Raw genomic sequence first — 16,929 nt, forward strand, 5'->3', positions numbered from 1 at the left:
AAGATGTTCGACGACTTCACCGCACCCCTCGATCAACGCTGGACGCAAACGTGCATCGGTGCTGGCTCACTGGAAATCGTGAATTCTGCCTTACGCATGTCGTTCGCTTCGGCCCAACATGGCACTTATACTGATGCGCAAATCGATGATTACGGGGGACTTGCCAGATCAGCTTTCCCATGGAAACCACCGCTGCGCATGGAGGTGCGAGCAAGGTCCTCGCTGCCTGCGGCAACATTAACCAGCGCCGGAGACCACCCGGATTATTTGCGGGGCACAGCAGGATTTGGTTTCTGGAACTACCCTTTTTCCGTGCGGGGAGATATCCTTATGCTGCCGGAAGCTGCCTGGTTTTTCTATGCTTCGCCGCCCTCTAATATGGCGCTGGTTCCCAGCATTCCTGGTTTCGGTTGGAAAGCCCAGGTGATACATAGTATGCGCCCGGGCGCTCTTGCTGCCACAATCCCCCTGGCACTCACTACCGGTCTAGGTCTCTTGACAGGCCAGACGCGACCAGCTTCACGTTGGATGCAGCGATTGACGGGTGCGCGTGAAGCGCTGATTAATGCAGACATGTCATTCTGGCACACCTATGTTCTGGAATGGCGCCAGGACGAAGCCCTCTTCCAGGTTGATGATCAATTGGTACTGCGTGCTTCAGAACCGCCCACTCGTCCACTTGGTTTCGTTGCCTGGCTGGATAATCAGTACGCGGTTGCCACGCCACGGGGTGTATTGCGATTTGGAGCAATCGCGAGCGGGCCGCAGTGGTTTGAGATCGACTTTGTCAGGATTGACGGCCTGGCTTGAGCAGCAATAGCTCACATGAAAACTTTCGGAGAATACATTGGACAAAACAACCTTGCTGAACACAATACAGACAGAATATTCGCAATTCGAATCGCTTATCGCCCCTTTAAGCGAGATACAACTCTGTGCCTCACCTTCTCAAGGAGAATGGTCTATCAAGGATATCATGGCTCATATTGCCGCCTGGGAACAAATCTGCACCCGCTGGCTCGATGAGGTCGTGCGGGGAGAAACGCCGCAGCCAGCAGAACGGGTTGATATGCATTCGAATGAGCGAATTTATCAACAGCATAGAGACAACTCCCTGGCAGAGATAGAGCAATTCTTCCATGATGCTCACCAGCAGCTCCTCAAACAGGTGGATATACTCTTTCAAACGCTTTCGGAAGAGGAGATCAATGCGTCGCATCGCTTCGCCTGGACCGAAGCGTGGCCCGGCGCTTCAATTATTGCTGTGATTGCGGATAATTCCTACGAGCATTATCAAGACCACGCGCAACAGGTACGTAAATTGCTCGCTGGCTCCAAATAGGACGTTTCTAAGCATCTATCTTAACGGGGTCATGTCATTCTTCGCTGCGCTCAGAATCGCTGGTTCCAAATAGGACGTTTCTAAAGCATATGTCTTAACGGAAGAAAAGGCTTTCTGAAAAGCAGCAGGGATGGCATTGAAAGTAGTTTCCAATGCCATCCCTGCTGCTTTTCATACATTCAGCTTATTTTTGCATTGTTCAATGAATGTCACCTGCGCTTCCATTCGCAGCTGGTAATACCATCAGTAGTATCGACACCCCACCGCAAGGCCATATAATCGAATACAATAAACAGCGCTACGATAATGATGAGAGTCAGCATGATGGCCTCCTTCGTTGTTTTCATATATCTATCGCCGACCTGATATTTGTCAGCTTTTACGCTTTAATTGTAACCCCAACCTGGTGTATAATGAAGTGAAAAGCAAAGGTCTTTTCGCAGAAATGGCTACAAGAGTAAGGTAAAGGTGCAAAATGGCTTTAGAAATTGAGAAGCTGCTGGATGATACCGGTTGGCGGCTTTTAGAGGCGCTGCAAGAGAACGCCCGTCTCTCGTATAGTGAACTTGGACAGCGTGTTGGGCTCTCCTCACCTGCCGTGGCGGAACGTATTCACAGGATGGAAGATGCGGGTATTATCAGCGGATATCATGCTCAGGTCAATGTGGCAAAGATTGGTTTCCCCGTCACTGCTATTATCCGCATGGGTTCTGCTCCCGGGGAGAGATGTACACGTTCTGTACCTTATATACAGGAAATACCTGAAGTATTGGAGTGTTACCGCGTCACAGGCAGCGATTCGTTCATCCTGAGAGTAATGGCTTCATCGGTTGAACAGCTGGAGGCCCTTATCGACCGCCTATCAGGACACGGTTCCCTCACCACCTCAATCGTACTTTCTACGCCGCTATCGAGGAGAATCATTACTCAAAAATTGGCCAGTATGGAAGGCGAGGAGGTCGAAGCCACAGCCTGATTCTGTAGAGAAACATGATTCCTGGCAAGGCTCAATTTGACGTATGCAACAGGCGGATCGATCAGATACATCGACCCGCCTTTCCCAATAAATCGATAGCTACTTTTCGGCCAGTTTGAGTATCTCATCGACGATGCCGTACTCGATGGCCTCTTCGGGACTCATGAAGAAGTCGCGTTCGGTATCGCGTTTGATTCGCTCGAGCGGCTGGCCCGTATGGTAGTGGATGATCTCATTGAGAACATCGCGCGTGTGCAGGATTTCACGGGCATGGATATCGATATCGGTAGCCTGTCCACCAATTCCGCCCTGAATAAGAGGTTGATGGATGTGAATACGAGCATGCGGCAGCGAACGTCGCAGCCCCTTGTCACCCGCCATCAGCAGAATGGTGCCGAAACTGGCGGCAAAGCCTACGCAGGTCGTGGCAACCGGGCAGGACAGCGAACGCATCGTATCGTAAATCGCCAGGCCCGAAGTGACCTCACCACCGGGCGAATTGATATAGACATTAATCTCGCGCTGGCTATCTTCAGAATACAAAAACAGTAACTGGGCCACGACCAGGCTGGCCATCGTCGACTCGACAGGACCGTTAATCATGATAATGCGATCCCGCAGCAGGCGCGAGTAAATGTCGTAGGCGCGTTCTCCACGCCCCGTCGCCTCTATTACCGTTGGAACTACAAGACTCGATGTCATAGTTTTTCTCCTATTTACTCCTGTCTACTCCTGGCGCTGCCGCACAAAGTAGTAATGAACGAGCGAACTTCTTCCGGTCGCTCCTTGATCCAGAATTCCAACCAGCAGCCAGCCCTGACTACCCAGTTCATTCAAATGCTCGATTGAGGGCAAATCTTCTTCCCGTGCGTCGACGCTGAGAACGCGATATTCCCAACGTAACGGCTCGCTGTGGACGCTCTCATAGACCATAGGAATCGGTAATGAAAACCGGACATCCTTTTGATCGGATAAGAGATCTCCAAAATGAAATGCCATAGGACATAACCTCCTTTGTAAGGCTTGTTTGGCAAGGACGACCGCCAGGCTCGCCCCTACCTTATGCGGGTGACCTTTCAGTCCTCCAATTGTTGCTAGAAACTGGACATTGCTTCCACTTGCATATTACCATGCCGATAGCCTATACTAATAGACAAAAGATATGCTTTTAGCATAGTTTCCATCGAAGATATGCCATAAGCATACATAGAAAGGGAATACGATGGCAGATTTGCAAGAAATTGTGGGAAGAGTGATCCGGCGCGAACGACAAGACCGGCAGATGACGATCAAAGAGCTTGGAGATAAGGCGGGACTTTCAGAAATTTACGTAGGTGAGATTGAACGAGGGCAGAAGTATCCCTCCTCGAAGGTTCTTGAAAGTCTGGCTAACGCGCTCGACCTGGATATAGCGGATTTGCTAGAACTGATGGCGGATGAAATTCGTGGCGAACGTATGCCACAAACCGCGAACGCTATCGGCTTCACGTTGCCATCCACGCCCAACCAGCCTCACCGCATCGTGGTCAAAAAGATTGTCAATATGCTCAACGAGGGTGAGGTGGAGAGCGTAGTAAACTTCAGCGAATTTTTGCTTTCCAGGCGTATTAATCAGTAGCTTGAGAAGCCGGAATCCGTGGAAGTTTCTTCTCTACTCCCACGGTAGGATTGCCCCGTAATCATGCGTAAGCGTTAACGCATCCTTCGGCGTATTGACATGGCGTGGGGGCGACTCGAAAGATTGATAAGGACGCAGGCGCAGGCGAACGCGCCGCTCCCTGATAACACGCTCTCTTGTCGCATCACGCACCGATTCCGGCATTGGCTGGCCGGCCATCAAGCTTGAAATAGCCATACTCATGTCAACGACTTTTTCAAGGTCGGTATCGATGGTAGCATCGATTTCGGCGTGGCAGTACAGCAGCAGATAAGATGGCGGCCACTTCTCGTCGAGAACACAGAATGAAACTTTAGGGTCGCGCTTCACGGATTTGGCTTTGCCGCGGCCCTCCATAGTAGAAATAAGCAGGTCATTTCCGTCCATGACGTAGTAGACGATTGTCATGGCCGGGCCTGAGTTCTTGCGATTCGTGCCGAAAACACCCACGCGGTGAGCGCGAACGAAAGCTCTTCGTTCTTCCTTATTCATAGTCTACCCTTTCTTCAAGTGCTTTCTTCAGGTTTCAGGAACTGGCAGAACCTGCCCGCCTTCCTGACTTTTTAGGTCCGGTGGCATTCATACCACCCTGCGAGATTTGCAGGGCCGTTCGTACAGCTGCCGGTTCGTACTCCGGCGTCAATTGAGCCAGAAGCGTCAGGGCGGTGCGAGCAAGATGCTGTGTCAAACGATATGCCGCCGTTTCAGTATCTCGCGCAACACACGCCTGCAAAATCGCCTCATGTTCAGTATCAGCGATCACGCGATTACGAGGATCGCTCTGCATGTACATGCGCCGGTAAAATGTGCAGCGATCAGCATAGCCCGCGATTGTATCATAGAGATATTCACCGGCGTATGCTACGAGGAGCCTGTGAAACCGGCGGTGTGGTTCCTCCCGGCTCTCCGCGTCTCTGGCAGCAAGTAATTCCGCGAGCGTGTTTTGCAGCATAGCGATATCATGCGCATGCAGGCGAGGAACGGTCAATCGAATGCCCAGTGCCTCGAGGAGAACGCGGCTGGCATAGATACTGTCAAGAACCCGCGGATTGAAAGAGGGAATGCGGGCGCGCTGGTTATGTTCAGCCTCGACCAATCCCTCCTTTTGTAGCATGCGTAGCGCTTCCCGCAGCGGCGTGCGGCTTACTCCTAGCGCTCCCGCCAGTTCAACCTGCGACAGCATAGTTCCAGGTGCATAGGCTCCATCCAGAATCAGCTTGCGCAGGCGATAATACAGAGCCACAACCCCGTTCAAATCCTCCCCTTTATCAATGGAAGGTAAAGGTTGGATTTTCCCGGAGCTACTGCCCATTGCGCTTCTCCTTAGCAAGGATCGGATTGCGAAATAAGAAATTACTTAAGGCACAAGGCAAAATACGCTTCCTTTTGTTCGTTCTGTAAGGACGAAACTGCATACATATCAGCAGCTAATGGGTTGTAATTTCCCTTTCTGCATGTTACATTTAGCAGCAAGTGTATACATTAGTTTATGTTTTGTCAAGGTTTATCCCAGGAGTCCTCGTGCTCGCGAGTTCTTGCTGTAAAGTTCAGCTAGCACGTATTTAGTTGTACATCCCTTCGAAAGGAGATTTTTTATGTCAATTGTGAACGTCAAGCGTATCTCACATGTGGCATTGAAGACGAAAGATGTGGAGCAACAGATGGATTTCTATACAAAGATGGTGGGATTGGGTGAAACTGAGCGCGATAGCGCAGGTCGAGTCTATTTACGCTGCAATGCCAACCATCATTCCCTGATCCTCGTGCCATCCACTGAGACTGGGATTGACCACTACGCACTGGAAGTCGGCGGGCCGGCGGAATTCGAGACCGCGGCTACGGCTTTGACGCATGCCGGTATCCCGTATGAGATCGAGCAATCAGATGAACTCGGTCAGGGCACTTCTTTACGCTTGCGCGATCCCGAAGGATTTGTGATTGAATTGATCGGCGAGATGGCGCAGGTCGACGCGAATTATGGGCCGCGCGCTGTTCAACCGCGCAAACTTGGCCATATCACTTTCAAGGTAAGTGATTGCAAACGCAGCGCCGATTTCTACCAGGAAGTGCTGGGATTCCGCATTTCCGATTGGGTGGAAGATAAGTTCGTCTGGATGCGCTGCAATCCGGATCATCATGGGATTGCATGTTCCGTTGGTGATATGGCAAAGCTGCATCACTTCGCATTCGAGGTACAGGACCTTTCTTACCTGGCACGCCAGGCCGATCATCTCGCGCAGAATGGCTATTCCCTGATTTACGGGCCTGGTCGCCATGGACCCGGCAAGAATCTATTCGCCTATTTTCGGGACCTTGAGCGGAATATAGTCGAATTTACCTGCGATGTGCAGCAGATCTGGGATGACGCAACATACGAACCAAAGGTCTGGAGCATGCAGGAACAATGGTCGAATGTCTGGGGATCGCCTAAACCTGCCGATTTTTAATAGTGCAGGGGAGAACACCATGCGTATTCGCCCGCTCGAACCAGGTGAATTTGATGCGAGCCTGGCACCTGTGCTGGAGGATATTCTGCGCCTGCGCGGCACAGTCTATAACCTGCACCGGGTGCTTGCCCATAGCCCGAAGGCCTTACGCGCGTTCATGACCTTCTCAGCATACGTTCGTGATGAAGCCGACTTAAGCCCACGCCTGCGCGAACTGGCCGTGCTACGTGTGGCAACACTGCACAACGTGGCTTACGAAATTGCGCAGCATCAAGGCCCGGCAAAACGAGCAGGCCTGACGCAGGAACAGATTGCAAATGTTGCCAACTGGCGCGAACATGTAGATATCTTCGAGCCACAAGACCGTGCCGTGCTGCAATTTGCGGAGGAGACAGCCAGCACGTTCCGCGTTTCCGATGCAACCTTTTCCACCGCCAGCCAATATTTAAGTGAAAGCGAAATGGTTGACCTCGCACTTGTTGTAGGATGGTATCTGCTCTGCGCCTCTGTACTTGTGCCATTTGAAATTGAGCTTGAGGATTAACGATCACCATTTCTCATCTTTCCCAGGAGTGGCCTGTTCAGTATCGCCTCAATAGTTAAGAATCGTACTAAATGGGTGGGAAGTTTAGTACGCGCTTTTTTAGCTCATGAGTTGGAAGAGCGATGAATGAATGAAAGAGGCAATATATGACAGACCAGAATAACATCAATGAACAAAGCAAGCAGCAAAACCTGGAGCCTGATCGCGTCCAGAACGATCAACAGTACCTGACGACGAACCAGGGTGTGCGCATCAACCATACGGACGATTCTCTCAAGGCTGGAGAACGAGGACCAACGCTGCTGGAAGACTTCCACTTCCGTGAAAAGCTCATGCACTTTGATCACGAGCGCATACCGGAGCGTGTAGTGCATGCCCGTGGCAGCGGCGCCTTTGGATATTTCCAGGTCTATGAGCCAATGACCGAATATACGAAGGCAAGTTTTTTGCAAAATCCCTCGGTGAAGACGCCCGTCTTTGTGCGCTTTTCAACAGTAGTCGGCTCGCGTGGCTCGGCTGATACAGTACGTGATGTGAGAGGATTCGCGACGAAGTTTTATACCTCGGACGGTGTGTTTGACCTGGTGGGAAATAACTTCCCGGTCTTCTTCATTCAGGATGCCATCAAATTCCCCGACCTGGTACATGCCGTCAAGCCGGAGCCACCTGACGAGATGCCGCAGGCAGCTACGGCTCATAATACGGCCTGGGATTTCTTCTCATTGCTACCTGAATCGACTCACATGGTGATGTGGCTACTCTCAGATCGCGCGCTGCCGCGCAGTTTCCGCATGATGGAGGGCTTTGGAGTCCACACCTTCCGCTTCGTGAACGATCAGGGCAAGGCGCGCTTCGTCAAGTTCCACTGGAAGCCGGTGCTGGGCACCTATTCGCTGACCTGGGACGAGTCACAGCAACTGGCAGGAAAGGACCCCGACTGGCTGCGGCGCGATCTCTGGGAGGCCATCGAGAAAGGCGATTATCCAGAGTACGAACTGGGCGTGCAGATGTTCGAGGAATCGGAAGAATTTGCCTTCGCCTTCGATATTCTTGATCCAACCAAGATTTTGCCGGAGGAAGTCATACCCGTGCGGCTCATTGGTAAGATGACCTTGAACCGCAACCCGGACAACTTTTTCGCCGAGACAGAGCAGGTTGCGTTCCATCCAGGTCATGTCGTACCCGGCATTGACTTTACTGATGACCCTCTCTTACAGGGCAGGCTCTTTTCGTATCTCGACACCCAGCTGATTCGCCTGGGTGGGCCGAATTTCGCCGAGATACCTATCAATCGCCCCGTATCACCTGTTCATAACAACCAGCGCGACGGATACATGCGGCAGGCAATCAACGAGGGCCGGGCGAGTTACTACCCAAATTCGCTTGGCAAGGGCTGTCCGATGCTGGCGCCTGAGACGGCCCACGGCTATGTACATTATGCCGAGAAGATCGAGGGGAGAACGACTCGCGCTCGCAGCGAGAGCTTCAAGGACTTCTTCAGTCAGGCAACGCTCTTCTGGAAGAGCCTGACGTCGGTCGAGCAGGACCACCTGGTTGCCGCGGCCCACTTCGAATTAGGCCATGTGAATGTCAAAGAAGTGCGTGAGCGCATGGTCACGCTATTCAATTATGTTGACCATGATCTGGCAGTCCGCGTTGCGGAGGGTATCGGCGTGCCAGCTCCGGCAGAAAGAGTACATCCCAGCATCACTACTCCCACAGGCCGCCGCAATGTCGAGCGTTCTCCTGCGCTCAGTCTGGAGCACCTGGCGAAGAATACCATTAAGAGCCTGCGCATTGCGGTACTGGCCGCGGATGGCGTCGATGCCAATGCTTTACAAACCGTGAAGAAGGCGCTCGAGGAGAAAGGAGCGCATGTATTCGTCATCGCGAAAGGCCCTGGCTCTGTTAAGGGGGCAAAGGGCCAGGCAGTGCAGGTCGATGCCAGCGCAATTACGACCAGTTCGGTGATGTATGACGCGGTATTCGTTCCGGGTGGTCAGGAAAGCGTCTCGCAATTGCTGAAGCAAGGGAATGCTCGCCATTTCGTTGCCGAGGCCTTTAAGCATGGCAAGCCAATCGGGGCCGTAGGTGAGGGCGTCGAATTACTTGTGCGCTCCGACCTTCCGGGCCTATCCTCAGGCGGTGCGCTATCGAGCGGAGGACTGTCCAATTCAAATGGCGTCGTGACCATGCGCAACATGTCGGACATGAACTCGTTCATCCAGCAGTTTACAGCCGCCATAGCGAAACATCGCCACTGGTCTCGCCCGCAGGAGCAAGTACCAGCTTAAGAAGAGAGTGATGGCTAGATGCTTCCAAGTTGATCATGCGGCATGGGTAGGCAACAGAGAAACCTCCTTCTCCTTGTCAGGTGCGAACGGACTGCCGATATGACGAAGAATCTCGGCAGGCGTCCGAGCCAGTGCCTGAAAATGCGCCTCCAGATCCGCAAGGAGGAGGTCGAAGGTGCTACGATGATGATTATGCGTGACCACCCGCCGCGAGACGCGCCAGAGCCATTCAATACGGTTGGCGTCAGGATCATAGGCAGGGGTGTAGACCAGGCGCAGATGCTCTTTGAGTTCGGCCAGCATACCGCGCACGAGGAGAGAGCCAGCCGAGGTATGGGTCTTGAGATTGTCGGCAATCACGATGGCGATGCGTCCTCGTTGTTGAGAACGAGCCACAGCGCTACGCACTTGTTGACAGAAAACATCAGCAGTGCGCCCTGCGGCAACGCGGCCATCAAACCAACCATCACGCCAGTCCAGCAGGCCAAAGCCATAGACTTTCCGATTATCCCCAGGTGCTTCAACCAGGCGTTGCCCGCATCGTCCTTTCTGAGACCAGACGCGCGTGAGAGTGGGGTGAAAGGCCACTTGCATCTCGTCTTGCAGATACAGGTCAGCCTGTGGCAGCAGGGCAAGCAAATCAGCCAGGTCGTCGGGAAGCTGATCCCAAAGGTCAGCCTCAACCAGATCATGAACGGGTAGAGGTTCGGGTACAGTTGTACCGGCTAAAAGAACCTCTACCCGCAGGCGTTTCCCACGTAGTCCGTTTTCTCTTCCGCCTTGCGCTTCAGCGTCCAGGTGGAACGTTTGCAGACGTAGTCATGGGCATGTAAGTACACGCGAACCGTCTCTTCGGTGACGTGAATACCTGTCTGCTGGCCCAGATACGCCGCAAGTCCCTCGGTAGTCCAGTTCGCGGTCTCTACACCGACTTCATGAGGGTCCAACTCAATCACTCTCAGCAGTTCGGTTTCCCAGGCCGTTGTGACCCGTCGCTCTCGGCCTGGGGCAGTGCTCCGTGGAACGGCATCCAATCCGCCGTTCAAGAAGCGCTTGAGCACACGCACGACAGTGTCCGGGCTGCGCAGCACGGTTTGGGCAATCTGGCTCGACGTTTGTCCTCGCTGCGAGAGCAAGAGCATCTGGTAGCGTGTGCGTGTTTCGGCATCCGTTGTTTCTTCATAGCGCTGGCGCAGTTCGGCCAGTGTTGGTTTCTCCAATGAAGTGAGGGTTATGGGAGCGGTCATTCCGTCTTCCTTTCGTCACTTTTCCACTTCTCTCTGACACCTCGTCATGAGAATCGGCCACACACAGCCCTCTTGTTGTAATACATCGTTGCCGCCCCATCGCCCGTCTCGGCAGCGCTTCACACCTGAGCATTTTCTCCGAGCAAGAAGATCAAGTACTCCTTTTTACGCTGTTCCATCTCCTCCTCTGGAAAGACCGGCGCTTTCCCTAAAAGGGAAGCCTTAAACTCTTTGACCAAGGCATCGCGCAGTGGTGTCTTGCTATGACCCAGGCGGAGCTTTTTTCCTTCCGGTACTCTGATCCCTTCCCGCTGGAGCAGGTACCTGGCAAAGGCCAGTTCAGGCGTCAGCCCATCGGCTAACAAGACTCCCATTTGCTTGAACAGTTCGTCTGAGACCAGGATGGGCGCTTCCAGAAGCAGAGCTAATCCGATGGCGTCGCCAATACGCATCTGTTTCATCTGCTCTTGCACCATCGAGTCTGCGCGCCACCTGAGTTGGCACCGACACAGATGATAGAGAGGAGGAAGCATTGAGTAACTTTCTATGCGTACCTCTTCCAACTTGTAGTTCAGCAACGTGAGTGTCTCAGCCATCAGATGGATGGAAAGAGGGCGTGGCAGGGTCAAGTGATTCAAGGCAGCAACAATGGGCAAGGCTTCGTGCCGCTCAATGCCGAACACCAGCAGGCGTTGACCTGGTTCGTCGATCAAGGAAACGCTGTATAGCAAGGGGCTATCAATCGTAAAATTTCTTCTGACACCCTCTACCTTTACAGGGATCATGAACATCCTCCATTTTTCTCTCTTCAGAATGTACCCAATGTTCCTGAGTCTTCGCCAGGTTTCTGTCCAAAAGGACTGACCCCCGATCTGCGCATCATATGACGAGGTGTTTTCTCTCTCATTCTATCATATCTCCGCAGGATCTATCTGGAAGCATATAGCGTGTACAGACCCCAACGGCAGGCCACAATGCGGCCTGCCGTTGGGGTCTGTACACGCTAGCTATCACCTGGATACTCATGATAAACTAACAGCGATAACCATTAGAATGCTCGTCTCAAAAATATCTGGTCTTAAGGAGTATCTATATGAAAGCTATTTATCTGCATTCAAAACAAGAAATAGAGGCTTACCTGCGACGCGATACCTTCCTTCATATTTACTCGCTTGGTGATCTAGACGATTTTTTCTGGCAATACACAACCTGGTATGCCCTGGTCAATGATCAGCAAGAAATAAGCGCAATTGCGCTCATCTACTCAGGGATTCATGTTCCCGTCCTGCTGGCCCTTTCCGAAGAGCCCGGAGATGATCTGGGCGAATTACTGCAATCCATTTCGCATCTTCTACCCCGGCATTTCTATGCGCACCTCAGTGGGGACCGGGCTCCTATCTTCGAGAGAGACTACGCGATACATTCATTCGGACCGCATTACAAAATGGCGCTGATCTACAAAGAGCGGGTAGATACTATCGATATATCCAGAGTTATTCCACTCACCGTTTCCGACCTACCAGCCTTGCAAGCACTCTATCAGGCAAGCTATCCGGTCAATTCATTCGACCCGCGCATGCTCGAAACCGGCTACTATTACGGTATCCGGCGAGGTTCAGACATCATCAGCGTGGCAGGCATCCACGTCTATTCGCAACGTTACAAAGTAGCAGCTCTAGGCAATGTGACAACGCACCCCGAATTTCGTGGTCAGGGCCTGGGAACGGCAGTATGCGCGAAACTCTGCCAGGCTCTGCTGCATACAGTTGATCACATCGGATTGAATGTGAAGGCGGATAATATGAGCGCAATATCTGCTTATAGAAGGCTGGGATTTGAGGTTGTTGCGGAGTATGGGGAGTATGAGATGAAGTTGAGATAGAGGGAACTTTTCCCCATCCCCCATCGTCTGCTTGTTGAACCATCCAAATAAACTCAACAAGAGGAGACCAGACGATGATGAAACGACTTGCAATCCTTGTATCCGCGCTCGCATTCTTCCTATTGCAATCCCAATCCGCACTGGCTTGCGGCGGATTGATAGCACCCGATGGTGATGTGCATCTCACCCGCGCCAGCACACTTGTTGCGTGGCATAATGGCATCGAACACTACCTGACCAGTTTCACCTACCAGGGCAGTGAATCCGATATTGGTTGGATTGTACCTCTGCCTGCCGTACCCATGAAAATCGAAGAGGGGGGAGCCTGGACGCTGCAGCGACTCGCAATCGAAACGCAACCTCAGCCAACCGTAGTAATTAACGCTTCTGCAAGTATGGCATCCCCAGCGCAGATTTTGCAGCAGGTGAAGATCGAAGCGCTCAATATCACGGTGATCCGGGGTAGCGGACAGGCCATATTGAACTGGGCCACCGGCAACAGCTTCTTCCTGAACGGTGATACACGCGACCATCTGCTTACCTATGCGAAAGGCAGCCCGATTTTCATGGCCGCGAAATATGATACCGCGGCAGCGAAGGCACGCGGCCAGCTTGAAGGCGATGGCGTGCCCATCCTGATTACCATGAAGACCCCAAATTTGTGGGTACCCCTCGAGGTGCTGGCTCTGGATGGGCAGCAAGTGCAGGCCGACATTTACCTGCTGACCGATGAACCTGTTAATACAAGCGAGGTTGATGCGAAAATTGGACAATCCGCTGTGGGCACCGAAGTCCCAGGTGCGCCCGGTCTGAAAGTAGCATTTCAGGAACAGATGACTCCCACGCTTTACCACGACCTGTCAAGCGACCGCAATATGAGCTGGGTTCCATCAAATGGCTGGTTGACCTACCTGAGTCTCGATGCGCCTGATACATCGGTCACGTATGATATGGGCGTCGGTACTTCAGGTGTGATACGTATTGCCCATTTCGGCACCCCGCCGGCTCAGGTGGTCACTGGACCGCAATCAAACGCACTTCCGGGCTGGTTGCCAACACTGCCTATGGGAACTCCGCAGTTTGCCGAATCGCTGCTCATCATGCTGGGCATCGTCGTGGCGCTGGTCCTGATCTTCCGCGCGCGGGGGCGTTACCTGGCAAGACAAGCCTGATTTGCTATTAGTCTGATAGCTTTTTGCCTTCAGGCACACACTAAAATTCACATGAATCGAGCCTGTATGTGCCGGTATATACGACACCTCGCCGTATGATACTTGAAAGGGGAGTCAATCCGTTTGGACAAAAAAGAGATGTTCTGGTGATTACCTATAAGGGGCGAGAGATGCTTCGTGGCACTCAGCATGACATGCCCGCCCTGTCATGCTGAGTGCCACGAAGCATCTCTCGCCCACTTTCATGCAGCTGAGCCGACGGACTTCTGGGAAATCACCAAAGAGATGTTCTCTTGACGCTTGCAGGTGGTCTATGTCATACTGGTTGTAGCTTGATGAATATCAGCTTGTAATGATTGTCTCGAAGGAATGCTGATGCGTACTCAGATGTAACTGTCCTGATCAGCGAACGTTCGCAGATGCCTCTTCACGCCAGCTTCCCCTGGTGTATTTCCTTGTGCTCGCGCGCCCCCTCATGGCTGTTCCATTTCCCCATTGCGTGTGCCACTAAGAGTGGTCATTACAGAGGAGATGATCGAAAGAAAGGGTCATCTCAAGCAAAGAAAGGAATAGCCATGAGTGAACACCAACAAGCAAGAGGTCATGAGCGCTGGCCGTTGCTGGAATCCGTCAATATGATCGAGATGCTGTCCTACCTGGGCACCTCACCATTGGCCGAAAGGCATGTGACCGATGAGATTGAGTGGGTCATCACCGGGGTCTGGGACAACACCTTTAATGGAGTGGTACGGGCGCAACTCTCGGAGGTGCATGCCGATCAGGTAATCGACGAAGTGACTTCGCGCTTTCGGGAACGAGACATTCCCCACCTGTGGTTTCTCAATGTAGATAGCCGTCCTGCCAATCTGGAGCAACTCCTCCTGGCACATGGCTGGGTACGCTTGCGTCAGGGCGTAGGAATGGCCATCGATCTTTCGGCCATCCTTTCCCCCCTCCCGCCACCACCAGGTCTGAGCATCGAGCGCGTCGTTGATGAAGAGGGGGTGACGCTCTGGGGTACCTTCCATCGCTACCTGGAGGACAACCAGCGGGACGAACCTCGCGAGCGGCTCTACATCAGCCTGGGTCTGGACGGAGATCAACCCCTGCGTCACTACATCGCAAAGTTGGGTGGAGAGCCTGTGGGGGGCCTCTCGCTCTTTCTTGGACGAGAGGCTGCGGGCATCTATAACGTTGAGGTTGCGCCGGCAAAACAGCGTCAGGGGGTGGGAACAGCCATGACACGAGCGGTTCTGGAAGAAGCGAGCAAGCTTGGCTATCGTGTCGGAGTACTCGGTCCAACGCCCGAGAGCCGCTCTATGTATGAGCGCCTGGGCTTCGTGCTGCACGGGCAGGCTCTGTCGATGTACTGGTATCCGCACCAGCCATAGTATGCGGTGACGGAACAGCAGGAACTATGTGCCTGCATGTGCCTGGTGGATTTTCACCAGGCACATGCTTGTATCAATTACAAGCCCTCATTCGTGTACAGGTATGTGCGAAAAGACGTTTTGAGTTGAAAGTACAAGAAGGAGAAAACCATGGCAGTTAACCCAATTCAGCTGCAGAAATACCTGAAAGGTGTGAATTACCCCGTCAGCAAGAAAGACCTGATCAAGCAGGCCGAGCAGAATGGCGCCGACCAGAAGGTGCTTGAAACGCTTAAGCAATTGCCTGACAAGCAATTCGAGGGACCTTCCGGTGTCAGTAAAGCCATCGGTGACATAGATAACAAAAAATAGCGACCATCTGAGCATAAAAATGGGGATGCAAAGCGAATTTGCATCCCCATTTTTATGCTCAGATGGTCACTACTCGCTTGGAGTCTTCGTAGGCGCCGGGTTGACGGTAGGGCCGATCCAGACGGTCTGAATATTCACAAATTCGTGAATGCCAAATGAGGAAAGCTCGCGACCATAGCCGCTGCGTTTGACGCCCCCAAAAGGCAGGCGAGGATCTGACGCGGTCATGCCATTAATGAAGACCGCTCCGGATTCCAGGTGACGAGCTAATTCACGGCCTCGTTCGATATTGCTGGTCCACAGGTTACCGCCCAGGCCAAATTGCGAATCGTTGGCGAGTTCAATAGCGTGCTGGGTATCGCGGGCGCGAATGACGGCAGCCGCGGGACCAAATGTTTCCTCACGGAACATAGGCATCTGCGGAGTCACATTGGTCAAAATCGTTGGAGCATAGAAGTAGCCCTTGCCTTTAAGAGGTTTGCCGCCGAGTATGACTTTCGCCCCCATCTCAACGGAGTCGCACACCTGCTTCTCCAATGACTCACGGAGGTCGCCACGCGCCATTGGCCCGATTTGCGTCTCACGCTCAAGCGGGTCGCCCACCCGCAGCTTCGAGGCGGCCTCGACAAATTTCTGCTCAAACGCATCTGCCACTGAATCGACGACGATGAAACGTTTGGCTGCGATGCAGCTCTGGCCGGTGTTCTGGTAGCGAGCCCGCACCGCCATTTGCGCAGCGGCATCGAGGTCGGCATCTTCCAGCACGATGAAAGCGTCCGAGCCGCCCAGTTCCAGCACATTTTTCTTCAGCACGCGCCCGCTTGTCGATGCCACCACGACACCTGCCGCATCGCTGCCGGTCAGCGTGACAGCGGCGATACGCGGATCGGTAATCAGCTTATCCGTCTCCGCACCCGGCACCAGCACCGTCTTGAAGACACCTTGCGGGAAGCCACTTTCCACAAACATCTTCTCGATCTCCAACGCGCAGCGAGAGACATTCGAGGCATGTTTGAGAACGCTGGTATTGCCTGCCATCAATGCAGGCGCGGCAAAGCGAAAGACCTGCCAGTAGGGAAAGTTCCAGGGCATCAAGGCCAGCACGACGCCGAGTGGTTGAAACGAGACGTAACTATCGGTCGCATTCGTAGAGATATGCTGGTCTGCCAGGAACTTTTCAGCATTCTCCGCATAGTATTCGCAGTTCCAGGCGCACTTCTCAACTTCGGCCTCCGATTCAACAATGGGCTTGCCCATTTCTAGTGTCGCGGTGCGCGCCAGTTCGGCTTTATGATCGCGCAGGTGGCTGGCGATGCGGCGAAAGAGCGCGCCGCGTTCGGCAAACGATGTCTCGCGCCATTGCCGAAATGCATTGCGGGTCTGGTCAAGCGCTTCATTGATCTGCGCCTCGGTATAAGGCTCGAAGGTTTCAATGACTTCTCCGGTGGCCGGATTTATGGATTGAATGCTCATATACTTCCCCTTCTCTAAAAAGCTGGCGAGTAGCAATAGCTGGAGTATTGCCAGTTGGGTGTTTCTCGCCCTTGTCCGTTGTCCTTCTCTCTATTTTATCCCAAATGAGGAAGCCGTGATAGAACCTCTGAAAGAAGTATTCAACGAAGTGTC

At 52.9% G+C, this 16,929-nt stretch carries 19 protein-coding genes; 11 read left to right on the forward strand and 8 right to left on the reverse strand.

The genetic code is table 11. The annotated features are described in order from the left end of the window. The first annotated feature begins 3 nt into the window (after positions 1-3). From VFA09_26490 to VFA09_26500, 3 genes are all read left to right on the forward strand, one after another. Positions 4-810 carry a hypothetical protein gene (locus tag VFA09_26490; GenBank protein HZU70852.1) on the forward strand — a complete coding sequence of 269 codons (807 nt, stop codon included), beginning with the start codon at positions 4-6 and terminating at the stop codon, positions 808-810. A gap of 37 nt (positions 811-847) precedes the next feature. Further along, positions 848-1,342, forward strand: a complete 495-nt coding sequence (locus tag VFA09_26495) for a ClbS/DfsB family four-helix bundle protein (protein HZU70853.1) — start codon at positions 848-850, stop codon at positions 1,340-1,342. Between the two features lie 475 nt (positions 1,343-1,817). Continuing rightward, positions 1,818-2,318 (forward strand): Lrp/AsnC family transcriptional regulator, encoded by a 501-nt coding sequence (locus tag VFA09_26500; GenBank protein ID HZU70854.1) that lies wholly within the window; start codon positions 1,818-1,820, stop codon positions 2,316-2,318. Positions 2,319-2,417: 99 nt separating this feature from the next. On the opposite strand, the gene VFA09_26505 is transcribed toward VFA09_26500, so the two are convergent. Continuing rightward, positions 2,418-3,020 (reverse strand): ATP-dependent Clp protease proteolytic subunit, encoded by a 603-nt coding sequence (locus VFA09_26505; protein HZU70855.1) that lies wholly within the window; start codon positions 3,018-3,020, stop codon positions 2,418-2,420. Between the two features lie 24 nt (positions 3,021-3,044). Continuing rightward, positions 3,045-3,317 carry a hypothetical protein gene (locus VFA09_26510; protein HZU70856.1) on the reverse strand — a complete coding sequence of 91 codons (273 nt, stop codon included), beginning with the start codon at positions 3,315-3,317 and terminating at the stop codon, positions 3,045-3,047. Between the two features lie 223 nt (positions 3,318-3,540). On the opposite strand from VFA09_26510, the gene VFA09_26515 reads away from it, so the two are divergent. Further along, positions 3,541-3,936 carry a helix-turn-helix transcriptional regulator gene (locus VFA09_26515; GenBank protein HZU70857.1) on the forward strand — a complete coding sequence of 132 codons (396 nt, stop codon included), beginning with the start codon at positions 3,541-3,543 and terminating at the stop codon, positions 3,934-3,936. 33 nt (positions 3,937-3,969) lie between these two features. On the opposite strand, the gene VFA09_26520 is transcribed toward VFA09_26515, so the two are convergent. After that, positions 3,970-4,467: a pyridoxamine 5'-phosphate oxidase family protein gene (locus VFA09_26520; protein HZU70858.1), complete on the reverse strand. Its 498-nt coding sequence runs from the start codon at positions 4,465-4,467 to the stop codon at positions 3,970-3,972. A gap of 34 nt (positions 4,468-4,501) precedes the next feature. Continuing rightward, a complete protein-coding gene (locus tag VFA09_26525; GenBank protein HZU70859.1) occupies positions 4,502-5,287 on the reverse strand; it encodes a GntR family transcriptional regulator in 786 nt (261 codons plus the stop codon). A 283-nt stretch (positions 5,288-5,570) separates the two neighbouring features. On the opposite strand from VFA09_26525, the gene VFA09_26530 reads away from it, so the two are divergent. The 3 genes from VFA09_26530 to VFA09_26540 all read left to right on the forward strand — a co-directional run bounded on the left by VFA09_26530 (position 5,571) and on the right by VFA09_26540 (position 9,260). Next, positions 5,571-6,422 carry a VOC family protein gene (locus tag VFA09_26530; protein HZU70860.1) on the forward strand — a complete coding sequence of 284 codons (852 nt, stop codon included), beginning with the start codon at positions 5,571-5,573 and terminating at the stop codon, positions 6,420-6,422. A 19-nt stretch (positions 6,423-6,441) separates the two neighbouring features. Next, the gene (locus VFA09_26535) at positions 6,442-6,966 is read left to right on the forward strand and encodes a carboxymuconolactone decarboxylase family protein (GenBank protein HZU70861.1); all 525 of its coding nucleotides are present in this window, start codon (positions 6,442-6,444) and stop codon (positions 6,964-6,966) included. 146 nt (positions 6,967-7,112) lie between these two features. Beyond that, positions 7,113-9,260 (forward strand): catalase, encoded by a 2,148-nt coding sequence (locus tag VFA09_26540; GenBank protein HZU70862.1) that lies wholly within the window; start codon positions 7,113-7,115, stop codon positions 9,258-9,260. 33 nt (positions 9,261-9,293) lie between these two features. Here VFA09_26540 and VFA09_26545 read toward each other — a convergent pair whose 3' ends face one another. From VFA09_26545 to VFA09_26555, 3 genes are all read right to left on the reverse strand, one after another. Further along, entirely contained in the window at positions 9,294-9,854 is a 561-nt protein-coding gene (locus VFA09_26545) for a transposase (protein HZU70863.1), read from the reverse strand. 143 nt (positions 9,855-9,997) lie between these two features. Beyond that, positions 9,998-10,507, reverse strand: coding sequence for a helix-turn-helix domain-containing protein (locus VFA09_26550; protein ID HZU70864.1), 510 nt, complete (start codon positions 10,505-10,507; stop codon positions 9,998-10,000). 119 nt (positions 10,508-10,626) lie between these two features. Continuing rightward, positions 10,627-11,292, reverse strand: coding sequence for a bifunctional nuclease domain-containing protein (locus VFA09_26555; GenBank protein ID HZU70865.1), 666 nt, complete (start codon positions 11,290-11,292; stop codon positions 10,627-10,629). A gap of 308 nt (positions 11,293-11,600) precedes the next feature. On the opposite strand from VFA09_26555, the gene VFA09_26560 reads away from it, so the two are divergent. From VFA09_26560 to VFA09_26575, 4 genes are all read left to right on the forward strand, one after another. Continuing rightward, positions 11,601-12,389, forward strand: a complete 789-nt coding sequence (locus tag VFA09_26560) for a GNAT family N-acetyltransferase (GenBank protein ID HZU70866.1) — start codon at positions 11,601-11,603, stop codon at positions 12,387-12,389. 74 nt (positions 12,390-12,463) lie between these two features. Beyond that, positions 12,464-13,561, forward strand: coding sequence for a DUF2330 domain-containing protein (locus VFA09_26565; protein ID HZU70867.1), 1,098 nt, complete (start codon positions 12,464-12,466; stop codon positions 13,559-13,561). 575 nt (positions 13,562-14,136) lie between these two features. Continuing rightward, complete coding sequence (locus VFA09_26570; GenBank protein HZU70868.1) at positions 14,137-14,952, forward strand: GNAT family N-acetyltransferase; 816 nt, start codon at positions 14,137-14,139, stop codon at positions 14,950-14,952. Between the two features lie 150 nt (positions 14,953-15,102). Continuing rightward, complete coding sequence (locus VFA09_26575) at positions 15,103-15,303, forward strand: DUF2795 domain-containing protein (protein HZU70869.1); 201 nt, start codon at positions 15,103-15,105, stop codon at positions 15,301-15,303. A 69-nt stretch (positions 15,304-15,372) separates the two neighbouring features. Here the strand turns inward: VFA09_26575 and VFA09_26580 are convergent, their stop codons facing one another. Beyond that, positions 15,373-16,776 carry an NAD-dependent succinate-semialdehyde dehydrogenase gene (locus VFA09_26580; GenBank protein ID HZU70870.1) on the reverse strand — a complete coding sequence of 468 codons (1,404 nt, stop codon included), beginning with the start codon at positions 16,774-16,776 and terminating at the stop codon, positions 15,373-15,375. Between the last annotated feature and the right edge of the window lie 153 nt (positions 16,777-16,929).

It is taken from the genome of Ktedonobacteraceae bacterium (assembly GCA_035653615.1).
Classification (GTDB): Bacteria; Chloroflexota; Ktedonobacteria; order Ktedonobacterales; family Ktedonobacteraceae; genus DASRBN01.

Coding starts and splice junctions, on each gene's coding strand:
- VFA09_26490 (HZU70852.1), top strand. CDS start 4: ATGTTCGACGACTTCACCGCACCCCTCGATCAACGCTGGACGCAAACG.
- VFA09_26500 (HZU70854.1), top strand. CDS start 1,818: ATGGCTTTAGAAATTGAGAAGCTGCTGGATGATACCGGTTGGCGGCTT.
- VFA09_26505 (HZU70855.1), bottom strand. CDS start 3,020: ATGACATCGAGTCTTGTAGTTCCAACGGTAATAGAGGCGACGGGGCGT.
- VFA09_26510 (HZU70856.1), bottom strand. CDS start 3,317: ATGGCATTTCATTTTGGAGATCTCTTATCCGATCAAAAGGATGTCCGG.
- VFA09_26515 (HZU70857.1), top strand. CDS start 3,541: ATGGCAGATTTGCAAGAAATTGTGGGAAGAGTGATCCGGCGCGAACGA.
- VFA09_26520 (HZU70858.1), bottom strand. CDS start 4,467: ATGAATAAGGAAGAACGAAGAGCTTTCGTTCGCGCTCACCGCGTGGGT.
- VFA09_26525 (HZU70859.1), bottom strand. CDS start 5,287: ATGGGCAGTAGCTCCGGGAAAATCCAACCTTTACCTTCCATTGATAAA.
- VFA09_26530 (HZU70860.1), top strand. CDS start 5,571: ATGTCAATTGTGAACGTCAAGCGTATCTCACATGTGGCATTGAAGACG.
- VFA09_26535 (HZU70861.1), top strand. CDS start 6,442: ATGCGTATTCGCCCGCTCGAACCAGGTGAATTTGATGCGAGCCTGGCA.
- VFA09_26540 (HZU70862.1), top strand. CDS start 7,113: ATGACAGACCAGAATAACATCAATGAACAAAGCAAGCAGCAAAACCTG.
- VFA09_26545 (HZU70863.1), bottom strand. CDS start 9,854: ATGCAAGTGGCCTTTCACCCCACTCTCACGCGCGTCTGGTCTCAGAAA.
- VFA09_26550 (HZU70864.1), bottom strand. CDS start 10,507: ATGACCGCTCCCATAACCCTCACTTCATTGGAGAAACCAACACTGGCC.
- VFA09_26555 (HZU70865.1), bottom strand. CDS start 11,292: ATGATCCCTGTAAAGGTAGAGGGTGTCAGAAGAAATTTTACGATTGAT.
- VFA09_26560 (HZU70866.1), top strand. CDS start 11,601: ATGAAAGCTATTTATCTGCATTCAAAACAAGAAATAGAGGCTTACCTG.
- VFA09_26565 (HZU70867.1), top strand. CDS start 12,464: ATGATGAAACGACTTGCAATCCTTGTATCCGCGCTCGCATTCTTCCTA.
- VFA09_26570 (HZU70868.1), top strand. CDS start 14,137: ATGAGTGAACACCAACAAGCAAGAGGTCATGAGCGCTGGCCGTTGCTG.
- VFA09_26575 (HZU70869.1), top strand. CDS start 15,103: ATGGCAGTTAACCCAATTCAGCTGCAGAAATACCTGAAAGGTGTGAAT.
- VFA09_26580 (HZU70870.1), bottom strand. CDS start 16,776: ATGAGCATTCAATCCATAAATCCGGCCACCGGAGAAGTCATTGAAACC.